The organism is Nonomuraea sp. ZG12 (genome assembly GCF_052068115.1).
Classification (GTDB): Bacteria; Actinomycetota; Actinomycetes; order Streptosporangiales; family Streptosporangiaceae; genus Nonomuraea.
On record NZ_JBQHCW010000020.1, the window covers coordinates 57,149 to 73,913 of the forward strand.

At 65.5% G+C, this 16,765-nt stretch carries 14 protein-coding genes; 6 read left to right on the forward strand and 8 right to left on the reverse strand.

Translation table 11 applies throughout. The features are described from left to right. Nucleotides 1-261: 261 nt before the first annotated feature. From ACTMTF_RS36720 to ACTMTF_RS36730, 3 genes are all read left to right on the forward strand, one after another. Nucleotides 262-966: a DUF4386 domain-containing protein gene (locus ACTMTF_RS36720; RefSeq protein WP_441114786.1), complete on the forward strand. Its 705-nt coding sequence runs from the start codon at nucleotides 262-264 to the stop codon at nucleotides 964-966. A 298-nt stretch (nucleotides 967-1,264) separates the two neighbouring features. Continuing rightward, nucleotides 1,265-2,122 (forward strand): GNAT family N-acetyltransferase, encoded by an 858-nt coding sequence (locus ACTMTF_RS36725; RefSeq protein ID WP_441114787.1) that lies wholly within the window; start codon nucleotides 1,265-1,267, stop codon nucleotides 2,120-2,122. An 85-nt stretch (nucleotides 2,123-2,207) separates the two neighbouring features. Beyond that, nucleotides 2,208-2,810, forward strand: a complete 603-nt coding sequence (locus ACTMTF_RS36730; RefSeq protein WP_441114788.1) for a hypothetical protein — start codon at nucleotides 2,208-2,210, stop codon at nucleotides 2,808-2,810. 129 nt (nucleotides 2,811-2,939) lie between these two features. On the opposite strand, the gene ACTMTF_RS36735 is transcribed toward ACTMTF_RS36730, so the two are convergent. After that, a complete protein-coding gene (locus ACTMTF_RS36735) occupies nucleotides 2,940-3,671 on the reverse strand; it encodes a hypothetical protein (protein ID WP_441114789.1) in 732 nt (243 codons plus the stop codon). Further along, nucleotides 3,658-4,173: a SigE family RNA polymerase sigma factor gene (locus ACTMTF_RS36740; protein ID WP_441114790.1), complete on the reverse strand. Its 516-nt coding sequence runs from the start codon at nucleotides 4,171-4,173 to the stop codon at nucleotides 3,658-3,660. Before ACTMTF_RS36740 ends, ACTMTF_RS36735 begins: the two co-directional genes overlap by 14 nt. 142 nt (nucleotides 4,174-4,315) lie before the next feature. Between ACTMTF_RS36740 and ACTMTF_RS36745 the strand changes: the two genes are divergently transcribed. Further along, a complete protein-coding gene (locus ACTMTF_RS36745; RefSeq protein WP_441114791.1) occupies nucleotides 4,316-5,215 on the forward strand; it encodes a hypothetical protein in 900 nt (299 codons plus the stop codon). 263 nt (nucleotides 5,216-5,478) lie between these two features. Here the strand turns inward: ACTMTF_RS36745 and ACTMTF_RS36750 are convergent, their stop codons facing one another. Together ACTMTF_RS36750 and ACTMTF_RS36755 are read right to left on the reverse strand one after the other, a co-directional pair. Beyond that, on the reverse strand, nucleotides 5,479-6,132 hold the full coding sequence (locus tag ACTMTF_RS36750; protein WP_441114792.1) for a response regulator transcription factor: 654 nt from the start codon (nucleotides 6,130-6,132) through the stop codon (nucleotides 5,479-5,481). After that, complete coding sequence (locus tag ACTMTF_RS36755) at nucleotides 6,110-7,261, reverse strand: sensor histidine kinase (RefSeq protein ID WP_441114793.1); 1,152 nt, start codon at nucleotides 7,259-7,261, stop codon at nucleotides 6,110-6,112. Before ACTMTF_RS36755 ends, ACTMTF_RS36750 begins: the two co-directional genes overlap by 23 nt. Nucleotides 7,262-7,428: 167 nt before the next feature. Here ACTMTF_RS36755 and ACTMTF_RS36760 point away from each other — a divergent pair, with 167 nt between their 5' ends. Continuing rightward, complete coding sequence (locus tag ACTMTF_RS36760) at nucleotides 7,429-9,276, forward strand: serine hydrolase domain-containing protein (protein ID WP_441114794.1); 1,848 nt, start codon at nucleotides 7,429-7,431, stop codon at nucleotides 9,274-9,276. 1,932 nt (nucleotides 9,277-11,208) lie between these two features. Next, complete coding sequence (locus ACTMTF_RS36765) at nucleotides 11,209-11,637, forward strand: hypothetical protein (RefSeq protein WP_441114795.1); 429 nt, start codon at nucleotides 11,209-11,211, stop codon at nucleotides 11,635-11,637. Nucleotides 11,638-11,733: 96 nt separating this feature from the next. On the opposite strand, the gene ACTMTF_RS36770 is transcribed toward ACTMTF_RS36765, so the two are convergent. From ACTMTF_RS36770 to ACTMTF_RS36785, 4 genes are all read right to left on the reverse strand, one after another. Next, nucleotides 11,734-12,045: a hypothetical protein gene (locus ACTMTF_RS36770; RefSeq protein ID WP_441114796.1), complete on the reverse strand. Its 312-nt coding sequence runs from the start codon at nucleotides 12,043-12,045 to the stop codon at nucleotides 11,734-11,736. Nucleotides 12,046-12,265: 220 nt separating this feature from the next. Continuing rightward, nucleotides 12,266-12,853, reverse strand: coding sequence for an SMI1/KNR4 family protein (locus ACTMTF_RS36775; protein WP_441114797.1), 588 nt, complete (start codon nucleotides 12,851-12,853; stop codon nucleotides 12,266-12,268). Nucleotides 12,854-13,568: 715 nt separating this feature from the next. Further along, nucleotides 13,569-14,183, reverse strand: coding sequence for a DUF6461 domain-containing protein (locus ACTMTF_RS36780; RefSeq protein ID WP_441114798.1), 615 nt, complete (start codon nucleotides 14,181-14,183; stop codon nucleotides 13,569-13,571). Between the two features lie 803 nt (nucleotides 14,184-14,986). Then, nucleotides 14,987-15,970, reverse strand: a complete 984-nt coding sequence (locus ACTMTF_RS36785) for a WD40 repeat domain-containing protein (protein WP_441114799.1) — start codon at nucleotides 15,968-15,970, stop codon at nucleotides 14,987-14,989. Nucleotides 15,971-16,765 lie beyond the last annotated feature (795 nt).

Consider the following 16,765-nt stretch of genomic DNA (forward strand, 5'->3'; position numbering starts at 1 on the left):
GCCAACAAGTCCGCGATCCTCAACCCCACCCCGCTGTGATGACGCTCTCATCGAGTACGAGCTCTGGGACAGCATCATCAGCCTGGTCCTGTTCAAGGTCCTGGAAGGACCGCACCCCGCCGCGACGCCCCGGACACCCGAACCTCTTTCTGCAGCAGACCGCTTGCAGCCTTACGCATGTAAGGGTAGCGTTGGCGGCGCCCTTACATCTGTAAGTTCGTTCGGACGGCCAGCCCGCGCCGACAAACACGGGAACGTTTCATGAAAACAAGCAGGCGAGCAACGAAGATCGCAGGAACACTAATCATCGTAGGCATGATCGCCGGCGCGCTCAGCGTTGTTCCCGTCCTGGAGGAGCCCAACTATCTCAATCTGATTCCTGCGCACAAGACCCAGATACTCGTCGGCGCAGTCTGTCAGTTCCTCATGATCCCCGCCTATATCGGATTTGCACTGTACCTGTATCCGATATTGAGGATGGAAAATGAAGCACTCAGTCTGGGTTTCCTTGGATTCAGGCTGGTAGCAGCTACGTTCCACTTCATGGGTGTGATTTTTTTACCTTTATTCCTTGTACTGGGCCAGGAATATGCCCAAGCCGGCACTTCAGGCACATCCCACCTGGAAACCTTAGGCGAGTTGCTGCGAACGGCGCGCGACTTGGTCAATCACGTCGCGGTCATCATCTCGCTGAGTCTCGGAGACTTCCTATTCTTCTGCATTCTATATCGGTCGAGATTAATCCCTCGCCGGCTGTCCGTGTGGGGAATCACTGGGGTCGGACTAGCCACGTTGGCGAGCTTTTTGGTACTGCTCCGCCTGACTGATGTCGTCACGCCGCTCTACCTGGCCATAAATGCACCACTGGCCCTACAAAGCTTGGTCCTGGCCATGTGGTTGATCACAAAAGGCTTCGGCACAAAGACATTGACCAGGGGCCACCGGCACGACGGCCGACGCGACTGACGTGCACGTCGTCTGACCTTCCCGGATGCGTCGGCGTGTGGGGACGTTGCTGTCACCTCAGCCCTGGCCACCCGGTGCCGGGGGCCGGCACGAGTCGGCCGGCCCATCCTCATCTTTCGATGCCTACGCCTGCCGGCAAGAGCCCGGTACACGCCGCCTTCCTGTGTGCGGGGCTGGAACAGGCCACCCCTTTCACCGTGCAACGGGCATGATGCTTTGATGGATAAAGGGGGCGTTTCCGCATCCCAGCGCGGAGGCGTACCCGATCTGACAACCAGCGGAGACGGAGGCGGTCTCCATGGATCTTCTCCTGCGTCCCGGGGCACGCACAGATGCGGCTGAGTGCGGAAGGATCTGCTTCGAAGCGTTCGACCAGATAGCCCGCGAGCACGGCTTCACCGGCGACCTTCCCGACGTGGAAACCGCGACCGGCCTGGTGGACACGCTCCTGACCCACCCGGGCTTCTACAGCGTGACCGCGGAACTGGACGGACGGATCGTCGGCAGCAACTTCCTCGATGAGCGCTCGAATGCCGTCGGCGTCGGGCCGGTCACCGTCGATCCAGCATGCCAGAACGCCGGTGTGGGCCGTCGGCTCATGGAAGACGTCATGCACCGGGCCGAAGCACGGCAGGTACCGAGCATCCGGCTGCTGCAGGCGGCTTATCACTGCAGGTCGTTCGCCTTGTACGCGAGCTTGGGCTTCGAGTTCCGCGAGACCATGGCATGCCTGCAGGGCCCACCGATCGGGTCCACCATCCCCGGATACAAGGTACGGCCCGCGACGGACGCGGACCGGCCCGCATGCAACCAGGTATGCCGGCGGGTGCACGGGATCGACCGCGGTGGCGAGGTCAGCGACGCGCTCCAGCAGGGAACGGCCCGTGTGGTCGAGCACGGTGGCCGGGTGACCGGGTACGCCACCGACCTTGCTTACTTCGCCCACGCCGTGGGCGAGACTCCGGAAGATCTCAAGGCGCTCATCGCCTCGGCCTCCGCTTTCAACGGGCCGGGCATCCTCGTACCGGCCAGCGACACCGCGCTGCTCGGGTGGTGCCTGGACCACGGCCTCAAGGTGACCCAACTGGCGAACTTGATGACCATCGGGCTCTACAGCGAGCCCGCCGGAGCGTACCTGCCAAGCATCCTCTATTGATCCGCTGACTCCCCTCGACCTTCCGACGAGCCCGCTTCACACTCCAGCAACCGCACACCCGTGCAATGGCTGGATACTGGCGACCATGGTCATCGTCAACGTCGTCATGGAGACCTACGACGCGGTGGATTTCACGGCCTGGCCGATCGCGGAGCCATCGAGCGACCGCCTTCTCGCCCTCTCCGGCCGGATGTCTCCCCTCGAAGTCGGGACGGCCATGGCCGTCATCTTCAGCTACAACAAAATCGCCATCGCCCACGCCGCCGACCTGACCGAGGCCCACCTGGAACAGCATCTCGCCGAAGCGGAAGCCCTGATCGCTCCAGGCGGGCTGCGCTTCCACGACACCACCACGGGCGTCAGCATCTCGCCCGGTTGCTGCTTCGGCTTGGAGAACTGGCGGGACTGGTGGGACGTGGCTCGCGGGCAAGAGCCATGGCTCGGCCACGACCCCACGCCACACATCACACATGTGGGTCACGTCATCCGGCTCTCCCAGGACGACGGGGACTCTCCGTCCATCGAGATCACCCGCGGCGAGCTCTCCAGCCTGCTCACCACAGCCCAACAGCACTTCTCCGGATTCCTCGACCTCGCCCGGCAATGGGCGGCGACCACCACCCCCGGGCCGGCCGACCGGCTCATCTCAGCCCTCGACCAATTTTTCGTGATCACCGTAGCGGAGTAGGCGAACGCCAAGGTCACGACCACTTCAGGCTGCCCAGCAACTCTTATAGTCCGGCGCTCTGTCTAGAGCGGTGTCGCCGACCAGCGCTGACATGTCTCGCGTGTACAAGAGCCCGGTTCGAACGTGGCATCACATGGTGGAGGTGAGCCCTTCGCCGATCCTCTTCAACTCGGCGTCGACGGCCTCAGCGCTGGAGAACTCCTCCGCGTACACAGGGCTGAACATGATCTCGGCCCACTGCCTGTCGCCCATTCTGAGGAAGAGGGTCGGAGTGCCCTTCATGCCGTCCTCACCGACGTTCTGCACGACCAGGTAGCCGCTCCGTGCGCCGACGGTCACCCCCTCGCCGTCCTCCTCGCCGCGATACGCCTGGATCTGGTCGTCGACCTCCTGGACGGCCTCCTCCTCGTACATGTGAATCTGCACCCGATAGGAGCCCTTGTCGTCACCCTTGTAGTTGTACGTGATCGAGTACCTGTCGCCGTTGTCCACCGACCGTTGGGACCACTGCAGCCTCTCGGGCAGGTATCCCACCCTGACATGCCCGAACTCCCTCCCGTCGCCCAGGTCCCCGAGGTTCGGCGGCTCTGTCGGCACAGGTGGGGTGTCGTCGATGGGAGGCGGTTCCGGCACCACGGAGATCGTGGGCTCCTGCCCGGTCATGGCCACCGAGCCGACGGTCAGGTACCCGATGGGCGCGGCGGCGATGACGGCAACCGACGTGGCCAGCGCCGCGACCCTGACCCTCCGCCGCTTGCTGCGGGAGGAACGCATGACCCGCTCCGCCAGGTCGGGCGCGGCGTGCAGCCTCGCCGTCTCGTCCGCCATGAGCCGGCGGATCTCGTCCTCAAGCGTGGGCATCCTTGATCGCTCCTTCCAGTGGTTCCCGGCCGAGCGCCGAACGGAGCTTGGCCATGGCCTTCGACGCCTGGCTCTTGACCGTGCCGACCGCGCATCCGAGCACCTCGGCGGTCTGCGCCTCGGTGAGGTCCTCCCAGTAGCGCAGGACGATCACCGCCCGCTGCCGGGGCGGCAGGGCGCGCAGCGCCTCCATGAGCACATGGAGCAGGTCGGGGTCGCTCGCACGGGCCGGCGTCTCTGGCGGGCTGTACATGGGGATGATGCTGAAGATCGCCCGGCGGCGGGCGCGGCTGATGGCGGCGTTGATGATGACGCGCCTCACGTAGGGCTCGGGGTTGTCGTGGCAGGCCACCCGGTCCCAGTTCCTGTAGGTACGCTCCAGCGCTGCCTGCAGCAGGTCCTCGGCCTCTGTCTTGTCGCCGCAGGCGAGATAGGCGACCCGCAGCAGGCTCGTGGCACGCGTGGCCACGAAGGCGCCGAAGTCGTGTTCTCCGCCGCTCACGGCTGTCTGTCCGATATCACGCCTTCTAATACGCCTCGGCCTTCGCGACCGTTGCCCTCTCGCTCAGAATATTTTCGCGGGCAACCCTTCCAGCGGCCCAGGCGTATGGATGGTCGTGACTTCGAATCCATGGAGCAATCTGATGACGTTCGCGACCGCGCCGGCCCGGCGGCTGATCACTCTCGGCGTCGCCCTGGCCGTGGGCGCCACCGTCTTGAGCGCGCCGGCGGCTGTCGCGGCCACTCCCCCCGAGGGGGCCTACTGGCACACCAGGACGATGACGACGTCCACCCATCCCTTGCGGTTCGGCTCCAAGTCGGGCCCCTATTCGCTGGTCGAGCGGGAGATCTCGGAACGGTGGAGCGCCCCCGACGGCAGGGGCTGGTTCGGGTTCCGGGAGCTCGGGACGCTGCCGGGGACCGCGGCCGACAAGAAGGCATGGCGGCGCGACGGCTCCCCCTCCACGTGGAGCACGTCGATCGACGGCAAGACGGTGAAGCTGTCCGCCGAGCCCGCCAGAGGCCACGTTGGACCAGAGCCGACGAAATGGAACAAGTTCCAATTCGCGGGGCAATGGCTGACGTACGACGAGGTTCAGCGCCTGCCCGCCGACCCGAGCCGTCTGAAGGACTGGCTCACGAATGCGGGCCGGGCCGGTCGAGAGGTCGACTTGCCTGGCTGGCTCAAATACACCCTGTCCGAGCTCCTGCACGATCTTCCCGCCCCGAAGGAGGTCCGCGCCGCGGCCTACCAGGCCCTGCTGACGCTGCCGGGCGCCCGCGCCGACGGCAACGCGAAGGACGACCTGGGCAGACCCGGCGCCGCCGTCGTGATCGACCACACGAGCGGGACGGGAAAGAAGGCGCACTCGACCAGGGAGAGGCTGATCGTCGACACCGGCAGGATGGTGCTGCTGTCACAGAACCATCTGGGCACGGTCGACGGTAAGGCATCCGCAGGCACGTCCTACAGCACGACCAACACGACGCTGATCGAGGTCGGCTGGACCGACTCCCAGCCTGCCGTGCCGGCTCTGCCCTGACGCGCCGCTGTCACGCGACGTGCACGCTGCCCGGCGCCAGCAAGACTAAGAAGAAGCGCCAACAGATCGTCTGGAGCGTCGACGCTGCCCGCCGCTTCCTCGAACACGTCCAGGACGAGACGCGCGAAAAGACCGGCACCAACGGTAACCGGCGCCTGCTCAGCGGCCTCGCAACTTGATCAGCTTCAAGGACGTACACCAATGTCCAGTGCCGAGACGGAAGCAGGCCAACAGCCCTGACCCACGCATAGGGCTGGGCTGAATCAGTCGACCAGGCCGGCGCGGTAGGCGGCGATGGCCACCTGTACGCGGTTCGTGACGGCGAGCTTGTCGAACAGGTGGGAGATGTGGCTCTTGACCGTGGCCTCGCTCATGTTCAGGCGGGCTGCGATCTCGGTGTTGGAGCGGCCGAGCCCGACCTCAGTGAGCACCTCGCGCTCGCGGCCGGTCAGGGCCTCCAGCCGGGCGAGCGCGTCACGGCGGCGCCGTATGGGCTGGTCGGTGGTGATCTGGTGGATCAGCCGCCGAGTGACCCGCGGCGACAGCATCGAGTCGCCGCCGTGCGCGAGACGGATCGCCTGGATCAGGTCGTGCGGCGAGGTGTCCTTGAGCAGGAACCCGCAGGCTCCCGCCTCCAGGGCGGTGAAGATGTGCTCGTCGCTGTCGAATGTAGTGAGGATGATCACCGCAGGTGCCCGGGCGAGCCGGCGGATGGCCCCGGTGGCGGCCAGGCCGTCGTACCGGGGCATCCTGACGTCCATCAGGACGACGTCGGGCCCCAGGCGGCGGACCGCGTCGACGGCCTGGTTGCCGTCCTCGGCCTCGCCCACGACCTCCACGTCGGGTGCGGACTCGATGATGAACCGCAGCCCCGCGCGGATCAGCGATTCGTCGTCAACCAGCAGTGTCCTGATCATGTGATTCCCCTGGGGATGCGTCCGCGGCGTGCCACGGCAGCCGGCCCTCAAGACGCCAGCCTCCCGCATCATCCGGCCCGCCGCGCACCGTTCCGCCGATCAGCCGGAAACGCTCCGCCAGGCCCACCAGACCGACCCCGGCGCCGGTCTCCGGACTCCGCTGAAGCGATCGTCCGTTGGCGACCGCGATCGTGACGCCGTCTTCCCTGCTCCCGGTCGCCGTGACCGTGACCGGGGCCCCGTGGGCGTGCTTGTGCGCATTGGTCAGGCCCTCCTGGACGAGGCGATGCGCGGCCTTGGCCGTTTCCGGTGGCCACGTGCCGATCTCGCCGTGCAGGGTGACGGTCCCGCCGGCCGATACCCAAGAGTCCACCAGCCGCCGCAGGTCGGGGAAGCCGTCGTCGTCATCGTCGGGCCCGGCGCGCAGCACGCCAAGGATCTTGCGCAGCTCGTCGAGCGCCTCCTGCGCGCTGACCCTGATCAGCGCCGCCTCCCGCTCGACGCGCTCCGGCCCTGCGCTCGCGTTCACCTCCAGGCCGCCGGCGTGCAGCGAGATGAGCGCGACCTTGTGCGCGAGCACGTCGTGCATCTCCCGCGCGATCCGGCCGCGCTCAGCGGACCTCGCCTGCTCGTTGCGCAGACGCTGCTCGGTCTCGGCGCGTTCGGCGCGCTCGCGCAGCGATCGGGTCAGCTCGCGGCGGGTGGTGGCGTACGCCCCTGCCACCAGCGTGACCCCGGTGGCGGTCACCGCCGAGATCAACGCGTCCGTGCCCAACCGGCCGCCGTCCACCCACTGCTGGGCCAGGAACCCCGCCATGCCGATCGCCGCCAGCGCCGGGAAACGCGTGCCCGCGCCGGAGAACAGGCTGATCAGCAGCGGCCCCGGATTGCCCGACAGCACGTACGCGCCCGCCCCGACGACCGCCACCCCGACCGGCCACCGGCCCCGGAACCACAGCGCACCCGTGCCTGCCAGCCCGGCGGCGACGATGACGGGTCGCGGCAGCGGCGCCCATGGCGTCTTGACTGCCAGGACGGTGAGGAACAGGCAGAGCGCCACGGAGGCCGCGCTGATCGCGTGTGGCCCGAGCGCGGCCACCCACCGCAGCGCCGCGCGGTACGACAGCATCGATCCAGCGTAGCCAGGGCGGCGGCGCGCCACCTCATACCCGGGTCGATGCCGGACGCCGGGCGGTCTCCGACTTTCGTCGGAGACGCCTATGGCCGCGATGGCGATGCGGCCGCACCCTCGCCGGCCGCATCGTGGATGGCCTCGACAAGGTCAGGAGTCGTCCTGTGTATGTCTTCCGTTCGTTACTCGTCGCGGTGTGCGCGGCTCTGATGATCCTCGTCCCGCGTCCCGCCGCGGCAGCAGCTACCGATATTCCGCACGAACGTGCTCTGGCAGACTTCTTCGACGCCGCGATGGCGGACGGGCTGGCGGCCAACCACGTGCCGGGCGCGGTCGTCTCGGTGGTGGGCGGCGGGAAGATGCTCTTCAGCAAGGGGTACGGACTGGCCGACGTCGAGAACCGCAGGCCCTTTGACCCGGACACCTCAATGGTCCGGATCGCCTCGATCACCAAGCTGTTCACCTGGACCGCGGTGATGCAGCAGGTTCAGCAGGGCAAGCTGGACCTGAAGGCGGACGTGAACCGCTACCTCACCGCGTTCCGGATCCCCGCGACCTACCCCCGGCCGATCACGCTGCAGGACCTGATGGACCACACGGCCGGGTTCGAGGACCGCACGATCGGCGTGGGGGCGCGGAGCAAGGACGACGTGCCGCCCTTGGCGGACTATCTCGCCGACAACATGCCCGCGCGGGTGCGCCCGCCCGGCGAGGTATCGGCGTACTCGAACTATGGGGCGGCGCTGGCCGGATACATCGTGTCGCGGGTGAGCGGGCAGCCGTATGACGCGTACGTGCGCGATCACATCCTCGACCCGCTCGCGATGCGGCACAGCACGGCCGCCGAGCCCGTCCCTGCCCCCTTGGCCGCGGATCTGGCGCGCAGCTACGACTACGAGGGCGGGGCGTATCGGCGCAAGCCGTTCGTCTTCGACAACCTCGCCCCCGACGGGTCGATCAGTGCCACCGCGAACGACATGGCCCACTTCATGATCGCTCACCTGCGGGACGGACGCTTCGGCGACCAGCGCATCCTCGACGAGCCGACGGCCCGGCTCATGCACCGGCGGACGTTCGCGGCCGATCCGCGCATCGACGGGTACGCCCACGGGTTCAAGGAGCAGACGCTCAACGGGCATCGCGTGCTCATGCACGACGGCGGCTGGGAGGGCTTCCAGAGCGCGTTGCTGCTGGTGCCCGACGCCGACCTCGGCCTGTTCGTCTCCATGAACAGTCCAGGCGGGGCCGACGCCGCTACCGAGATCATTCCTGCCTTCTTCGACCGCTTCCTGCCCGGAAAGCGCGCCGTGCCCGACGGCGGTGCTTCCGTCATGCCTGTTGAAGGCTTCTACAAGCTCACCCGGTCCGCCGAGTCCAGCATCGAGAAGGTGGTCGCCCTGACCAGTTCCACCTCGCTGCGGGTGGAGGGCGGGAAGCTCACCTTCAGGGGCTCGACGTGGAGCCCGCTGGGGCCCGGGCTGTATCAGCGCAACGGCGGCACCCAGCGGCTGGCGCTGGTGACCGGCGGGAGCGGTGTCGCGTACGTGGCCACGGACGGCCCCGCCTACCAACGCGTCCTCTGGTGGGATACCCCGCCGGTCAATGTCGTCATCGTCCTGCTGTTCGCCGTCACCGCCCTGACCGCTGTGCTCGGCCTGCCGGTGGCCTCTGTAGTCCGCGGGGTCAAGAAGCGTCCCGTTCCGCGTGTCTGGCGCGCCGGGCGTGTCCTGACTGGGCTCGCCGCCGCGGTCGGACTGGCGTTCGTGGTGCTGTTCACGCTGGTCCTGACCGGCGACACGAGCATCCTGTACGGCGTGCCGACCAACGTCCAGGTCCTCCTGGTGCTGCCGCTGCTGGTCCTCGCCCTCACCGTCGCCGCGATCGCCACCACCGTGAGGGCCTGGCGGCGCGCGGGCGTCCTGGCCCGCGCCCACCAGGTGGTCGTGCTGGCGGGACTGCTCGCCCTCCTCTGGTTCTGCCAGCACTGGAACTTGCTCGGCTGGCACCTGTGATCACTCGACCGCCTGGCTCAGCAGGCTCTGGTACGAGGTCTCGTCCGGATGGTCGGTCGCCGGATAGTTGGCCAAGGGGTTCGTCACGTCGCCCGCCGAGTCGAAGTCCCAGCCCCGCACGAGCCGTCCCGCCGGCCCGCGCCGCGGTGGTGAACGTCCGACAACTGCTCAACGAGCTTGGCCCGCATCGGCTCACTCGGGCCCTTGGTACGCGCCTGCGGCTCCATCCGTGTCCTCACCCTGCGTCCTGTTCTGATGCTCTGGCTCGTCCTCCGGGGGCGGCCGGAATACGCCGGAGGGGGCGTACCCGTCCACGCCGTCATCCGCCTCGGCACCCGCAACGACGACACGCTTGTCACCCCTGGGCTACCCTCGCTTGACCCTTTCGTAGATCCAGGCTCCGATCCGGCAATTCGGAGTCTTTTAGGAACGATTGCTTCGATCTCAGGGTATGGGCGATTCGGAAGGGTACTTGAGGTTGCATAGGCATCTGAATGGCGAGCGAAAAGCTGTGAAAGTGCATTAGACCGCACAGGTCAGATTGCCACTATAGCCAATGCACAAATAGCTGCGGGGCGTATCGTCGGCCCGTCACGCGGAATTGTGAGAGGTGGTTCATGTGAGTTCGGCTTTTCACTACCGCGCCGTCTCCGACACTTCCTGGACCACAATCCAGGAGCCAACGGAGAGGTGCTACGATCTACAATCGGATGCCAGTTTCGCGCACAACACAACCAACTTCAAGGCCCTGCTCTACACGACGCGTTCGTGCAACGAAGCACACCTGCATCATGCGCTCATCCCCAACGAAACATGGGACGGCGGCCTGACGACAATCAGGTCCGTTCGGTTCGAAGCGTCCTGACATAACGCCGCTGCCACATCGAGTCCCGCCTGTCATGGGCGGGATCCGATGTGCATTTTGCTCGCCTGACCAGGTTATAGGTCAGGCCCTTCGCCTGGCGGCCGACTTCGAGGCGGGCGGTACGGCGGTCCTGGAGCTACGTGCTGCTGCTCTTCAGCGAGGGTGTCGTACCAGTGGGCGCTGCCGCATGGGCTCGCTCGACGCCGGCACAGTCGGGGTTGAACTGCGCCGGGATTCCGAGCCCCGAGACCCGCAAACGCCAGCCTCGATAGTGCGCCGCACATCCTCTGACTGACTACCAGCATGAGAAGGCCGGGCCTTTAGCCATTCGCAGACGCCTCCAGTCGGCCACTATGCTCCGGCATCGTGACAGCGCTCGCCATCATGGCCCTATTCGGTGCGACAGGCGAGATCGGGCCCTTACGCTGCGGCGCCTCTTTGAACAGCATCGTCGGGATACTCGGCCCGCCATGGGAGATCGGCCGTGTCAGCCAGCGGAGAAGATGGCCCCATCTCTTCTCATATGGACACGTCGAACTATGCGTCTGCCACTGCCGCACCGTCACAATGATCAGCGTTCAAGCTCGACACAACCCCATTGAGCTCCCCAAGCCAGGAACGAACCTCCTCGCCGCCTTTCCCTCTCACATGACCTTGAGGCAGATCACGAAATCGCTGGAAGAGACAGGCTGTCGTTGGCACACAGACTCGAATGACTCGCCCGACAAGCTCGAGCTTCGCACCGAACCAGCGGGCGTCAGCTTCGCCTTTCGCATCGGCCACACACCCGAACCCTGCCTGGAACAGGCTGGCCTCTGGATCAACGAGCACGAGTGCGCTTCGCCACCCCATGGACTCCCCGACGACGGCTTAGGCATGTGACGAGCGGAACGGTTGCTGTACGGCGCTGCTGTACAGAGATCAAAAGGCCCCTCCCGAATCCCGGAAGGGGCCTTTTACCTGCGAGCCGACCTGGGAATCGAACCCCAAACCTTCTGTTTCACCAAGAGTGGCCATCGTTTCCGTGTATGCTCCGGATCTTGCTGTCACGCCTGGAGTGTGGTTCCGTGCGCAGGGTTCTGGCCGTCAAGCCCGAGGGGCCATGGCTTGTGCTCGTCAGCGGAAGCTGGAATGTCGCGACCCCCGACGCGAAGGTGGACACGCCTTTCATCAGATCGAGACTCTGGCTCCTCCCGCTGCTGAAGAAGCCGCGGGATGAGGTGGAAAGTCATGGCAGGCAAGCGCTCGGCCCTGATGGTCCCGACATTGCTGAGGCATTACGAGCAGTTATCGAGTGTGGGCTTACGGGTCCTTCCGAATACTGGGTTGCACGTGCCCTGACGTGGATCATCGCTGATGAGGTCGAGCTCTTCGCCGAGCCGCTCCAGCGGATCGCCGTCGGACAGTGCTCCCAAGCTACCCGGCACGCCGCGAAACGCCTCTTGAAGCAGAAGGGCCTCTGGTCAACTCACACACCCTGTGACGGGCACGTCTGAGAACGCTGCCAACGGTTTTACAGGGCGTCGCCTGTCCCGCTGCACATGGTCGTCCCACCTCAATGTTCACCCTCTCAGCACTGCCCACCCAAAAGATCATTCGGCCACATTCCGGATCTTGCTCGTACGGCCCCACACGCTTCGCTTCTCGTCTTCATGCTCGACGATCACCCTCAGGGCGTAAGGACGATACTCGTCATTGGCGGACTCAACACGACGCCCTGCCGACGTCAAGATCACCCACAGCGCCTGCTCCATTGCCTGATGGATGACGCCGAAATGAAGGAGCGCCGCGCCATGGTGGTCACCGCTCAGCGTAGGCTCCCGAATCTGTTTCAGCAGTGTCGGGCCTACGGACCAGGAGACGAAGGCTCCTCCAGCGGGATCATGACCTGGGTCCAGATCCACGTCGACTCCTGCGGATGCGTCATGCTCTAGCGATCCGAAACCAGCCGCAGCATGATCTTCTCGTAGCCTAGCGGCGAGCCTGCTCCTAGAGGCGAAAGTAGCCTCGTCCACCCGATCAAAGTGCGACACGCTCCGAACGTAACTGCTGGGACCTACGGTCCGTACCTCGCCGATGAGGCTTCCACCTCAGCAACCTACGGCTCTCCGCTCCGTGCGCCGCTCATCCCGGAGCCGGAGCGCCCCCGCCGGAGGCTTGGCTAGGGAAAAAGCCCTTATCAGGCTTGTCCAACCATGCCATGTACCACTCGTAGAAGTTTCGTTCTCGGACAACGCCGCCATCGGAGCCTTGGTCGTCGAACCAGACCTCTCCAGCGACGGGGCCGTTCACGACCAGGCGGTGGAAGGCCCCGCACCCGAATTCGGCTAGGACCAACGATCCGGTGATCCAGCGCGATTCCTCGTAGTCCTCGGGTTGCTCTTCGAGCGGGGGTGTCCAGTCCTCGGTATGGGGGAACGGCGCGGTGTAGAAGTCGGGGTAGACGTGTTCCTTCGCATCCAGCCGTAGCGCTTCCTCAATGGTGTACATCCCATATGAGGGACCTGCTCCACCGTTCCCGACCTCGGTCAAGAAGACCCGAAAGGTGTCAGGGAGTTGGATTCCAATTTGCTTCTCGAGCTTTGCGACTTTCCGTTCGGAGAGCTTCCGTCCAAGCCGGTAGTGATGCCGGGACGCGCCGAAGCGCCTGTGCTCGGGGTCCTGGCGCTCGATCTCGGCAAGACGGCGATGAACGAGAGCAGCGTTCCACACGAGGACTCCAGCGAAGCTACTGGCGAAGGGTGGCAACAAGCTACCTCAAGCGAAAGCGGCCCGGGCCGCTGGCCTCCAGGCCACACGCCCGGCCGCCGAGCGGCGGGAGGGCCGCGAGGCGGCGCGGAGCGCCGCCCTTGATTCCTACAGGAGCAATCCGACACCGTGCGACTGCACCTCAAGCCGGGGCTCGGTCGCCACACGCTGACCAGGCTCACGGTGGCTCAGGTCGATGCCCTTTGGCAGGCCAAGCGCGAGGCCGGCTACAAGGCGAACAGCGTCCGCAACATGCGGGCCGTACTCCGGAGAGCGCTCGGGCAGCCAGAACGGGAGGGCTTGGTCATGCGGAACGTCGCGGCGCTGTCGATGCCTCCCCGCATACCCGTCGAGGAAGGCCGGACGCTCACCGTGGAGGAAGGGCTAGCTCCCGCTCCTGGGCCTGTGCATCTCGGCGCTGAAGCAGCGGCGCGAGTTGCAAGACCACGCTACACACCTGCGCCTCGTTCCTGTCGGCCCTCGATGTACACCCCCGCGTTGCGATGCGCATCCTAAGGCACTCGCAGATCAGCGTGACCATGAACGTCTACACCCAGACCCCAAGCCCAGAGACTCGAAAGGCCCGTGACCGACTGAACGCCAGCCTTGATAACGGCCAGCCCAGCTCATGACACACCACGAGCAGGGCCCTCCCGCATGCATGAGGGTCCTGCTCGTTCTAGCAGCCCATCAGGAAGGACGGCGCTTCGTTGACCCACTCCTCACTCAGCCTCACTCCTGTGGCGAGCTCAATGACGGTCAAAGCGGCCGCCCAACAGCTCTCCCCCCTCTTCCAATCGAAATAGGGAAGAATGGCCTGCACTTGCGGCCACCGGTCCCAACCTGGCAGCCCCACCGCCTCTTCGGCGTACATGGCGTTGAAGGACAGCACCATCTCACCGTCGGCGGCAAAGCCGAGGCGATTGGTGGCGTTGACATTCCAGTAGGCGCTGTAGGCTCGCCCACCCACACTCAGCCGGGGAAGCACCGGTGAATCAACACACTGAAACCCGTTGTGCTCGAAAAGTGCTACGTGCCGATCCGAACGATCGACGAGCATCCCCCAGGGCGCGTCATCCGACAGATTGATGAACACCTCCTCATGCTCGAAGGTGTCCGTCTCATGGACCTCGTACTGCCCCGTCCCGCTCACCCGCTTACCGATCTCCGCAAGACTCAACGCAGATCCGTCGTGGGGCACGAACACTGTCCAGCAGATGGCTTCTCCCATCCAACTGCCATCGAGCAACTGCCTGTAGTGCAGGTATGCCTCACGCGCAACCTCATCAACCACGCTTACCTCCATCAACCATGGCGAGGGAAAGATCGTCGCAGGAAGGACCGACAGAAGTCGGAGAGGTTGCCGTACGAAGCTGCTGTAAGCCCAACTGCGCCTATCAGTATCCCTGCGAGTACGGTTGCCGACTTCGAGCGCGTGGTTCAACAGGTTCTATGAGCCTGGCAGGTGCCCGGTACGGGGTCAGTGATCTATAACCAGTCCACAGGGGACTTTTCCGTTAGCGGACGCTGGCGAGCAGACCGTGGTGAAGGTGTCCGGGGAGTGCTTCATGCGGCTTTCTCCACCGCACTAGCCGTTTATTGTGCAACCCACGACCTGAAGCATCCTGGCCACCCCACGGAACAGTGGCGGAACAGGGCTGGAGGTTGCTTCATGGCGATCCCGAAAAAGGGCTCGCGGCTCATCGCCGTCGACGACACTAGATTCCGACAGGCAGCGCCTTCAACCTCGAACTCACCGATGGTGACCTGACCGAGTTGATGAACGGCCAACCGCCTGCCTACGACACCCCCTTCATACGGAGATAACTCCCTCGTTACCCAGCACGGCCGTCCGCTTTTCAGGCGGACCGATCACCCTGCTTGCGGGCATGGACCTTGGGGTACATGGGCGCTCGCGGTGCAGTTCGTATGGGACTGGTAGCCGCCGTTGCCGTCGCAGAACCCGGCGTGCCCAGTGGCAGGGCCCGACAGAGAAGGCCGCGGCAGGCGATCGCCATGGCCGCGTGCGGCAGGCACTGAAGTCTGCGATCGTCACGGCCTCTGCAGAACACTTCATCATGAGCTTGGCTGTAGGGGCTAGTGGTCCAGATCCCACAGCCGCACCGTGCCGTCCCAACTGCCGGAGACGGCGACCGTCTTGCCGTCCACCTGCCCGATCGCCACCGACCGAACGTTGTCGGTGTGGCCGGTGAGCGGGTCGCCAAGTTGTTCGCCCGCAGCCAGATCCCACACTCGCACCGTGTCGTCCCAGCTGCCGGTGACGGCGACCGTCTTGCCGTCCAGCTGCCCGATCGCCACCGATTGAACATCGCTGGTGTGGCCGGTGAGCGGGTCGCCGAGCTGTTTGCCCGCAGCCAGATCCCACACCCGCACCGTGGCGTCGCTGCCACCGGTGACCGCGACCGTCTTACCGTCCAACTGCCCAACCGCCACCGAGAAGACGTAGTTGGTATGGCCGGCGAGCGGGTCGCCAAGCTGCTTGCCTGCGGCCAGATCCCACACCCGCACCGTGGCGTCGCTGCCACCGGTGACCGCGACCGTCTTACCGTCCAACTGCCCAACCGCCACCGAGTAGACGTGTCGGCGGTGGCCGATGAGCGGGTCGCCGAGCAGTTGGCCTGCGGCCAGATCCCACACCCCCACCCTGCCGATGGAATCGCCGGTGACTGCGATCGTCTTACCGTCCAACTGCCCGACCGCCACCGGGCCGACGATGCCGACGAGCGGCTTGCCAAACTGCTTGCCTGCGGCCAGATCCCACATCCGCATCGTGCCGTCGCCGCCTTCGGAGACTGCGATCGTCTTACCGTTCAACTGCCCGATCGCCACTGAGAAGACTGAGCCGGTGTGGCCGGTGAACGGGTTGCCGAGCGGCTTGCCCGCGGCGAGATCCCACACCTGAACCGTGCCGTCGTCACCGACTCCACCGCCAGAGACCGCGATCGTCTTACCGTTCAACTGTCCTAACGCCACTGCTCCGACGAGGCTGTGACCGATGAACGGCTGGCCGATCTGGCGGAACGAAGGGGCCGCTTCTCGCCACCAGGCGAGGAAGGTCACGAGGGTGAAGCTGACGATGATGATCGCGACCAGGCTCCGGCGCCGAACCCGGCGGGTCGCTCGAACGTCTGAATGGCTGTCTTGGAACTGCGGATCTACCGGAGCGTGGATTGCGGTCCGGGTGGTAAGTGCCGACGCCTGCGTGCCCGGTATCAATGTGGGCGAGCGTGGTGGCATCACCGCGTCAACCGGTGATGCCGTGTGAGGGAGACTATCGGGCCTGGCGTCTATCTCGTCGCCGAGCCGCCGGGCATCGCGGGGCTGTAAGGGATGGGAATCAGACACCAGGCCTCCGACAGCTTCCGAACCTCCCCCGCTAGGCACGGAGACAGCGAACCCACCATAGATCCCTACCGACGTTACCCGGAACAGCAGGACATATCCGTAGAGGCCACCAGCCCGAGCACCTGAGCTTCTGCACCAGCAACAGAATCCGACTAGCCTGCACTCGCATTTCGCGCCGTACGAACCCAAAGGCCCCTCGCGATCATCGCGAAGGGCGTTCCACCTGGGAGCGCCAAGCGGAATCGAACCCCGAACCTTCTGTTCACAAGGGCATGGCAGGCGCCTCGTCAACGCGCGACAGTCCTGCTCAAGTGGTGATCGTGGAACGCCGGCATGTGATCGGGTAAGACGGCGTTGCTGTACGTGCTGCTGTACAGCACAGCTCATCCCCAGGCTTCGCGGGGAGGACGGTGAGGCTACTGACGGAGGTGAATGTCGCGGACCTGGTCACGCTCGCGCATCTCCTCATCGCACGACGGGTGCCTAGCCTCACCAGATGGAGCGCTCGGC

Bases quoted from the DNA above. Each gene is read 5' to 3' on its own strand.
- ACTMTF_RS36720 (WP_441114786.1), top strand. From the start codon at position 262: ATGAAAACAAGCAGGCGAGCAACGAAGATCGCAGGAACACTAATCATC.
- ACTMTF_RS36725 (WP_441114787.1), top strand. From the start codon at position 1,265: ATGGATCTTCTCCTGCGTCCCGGGGCACGCACAGATGCGGCTGAGTGC.
- ACTMTF_RS36730 (WP_441114788.1), top strand. From the start codon at position 2,208: ATGGTCATCGTCAACGTCGTCATGGAGACCTACGACGCGGTGGATTTC.
- ACTMTF_RS36735 (WP_441114789.1), bottom strand. From the start codon at position 3,671: ATGCCCACGCTTGAGGACGAGATCCGCCGGCTCATGGCGGACGAGACG.
- ACTMTF_RS36745 (WP_441114791.1), top strand. From the start codon at position 4,316: ATGACGTTCGCGACCGCGCCGGCCCGGCGGCTGATCACTCTCGGCGTC.
- ACTMTF_RS36750 (WP_441114792.1), bottom strand. From the start codon at position 6,132: ATGATCAGGACACTGCTGGTTGACGACGAATCGCTGATCCGCGCGGGG.
- ACTMTF_RS36755 (WP_441114793.1), bottom strand. From the start codon at position 7,261: ATGCTGTCGTACCGCGCGGCGCTGCGGTGGGTGGCCGCGCTCGGGCCA.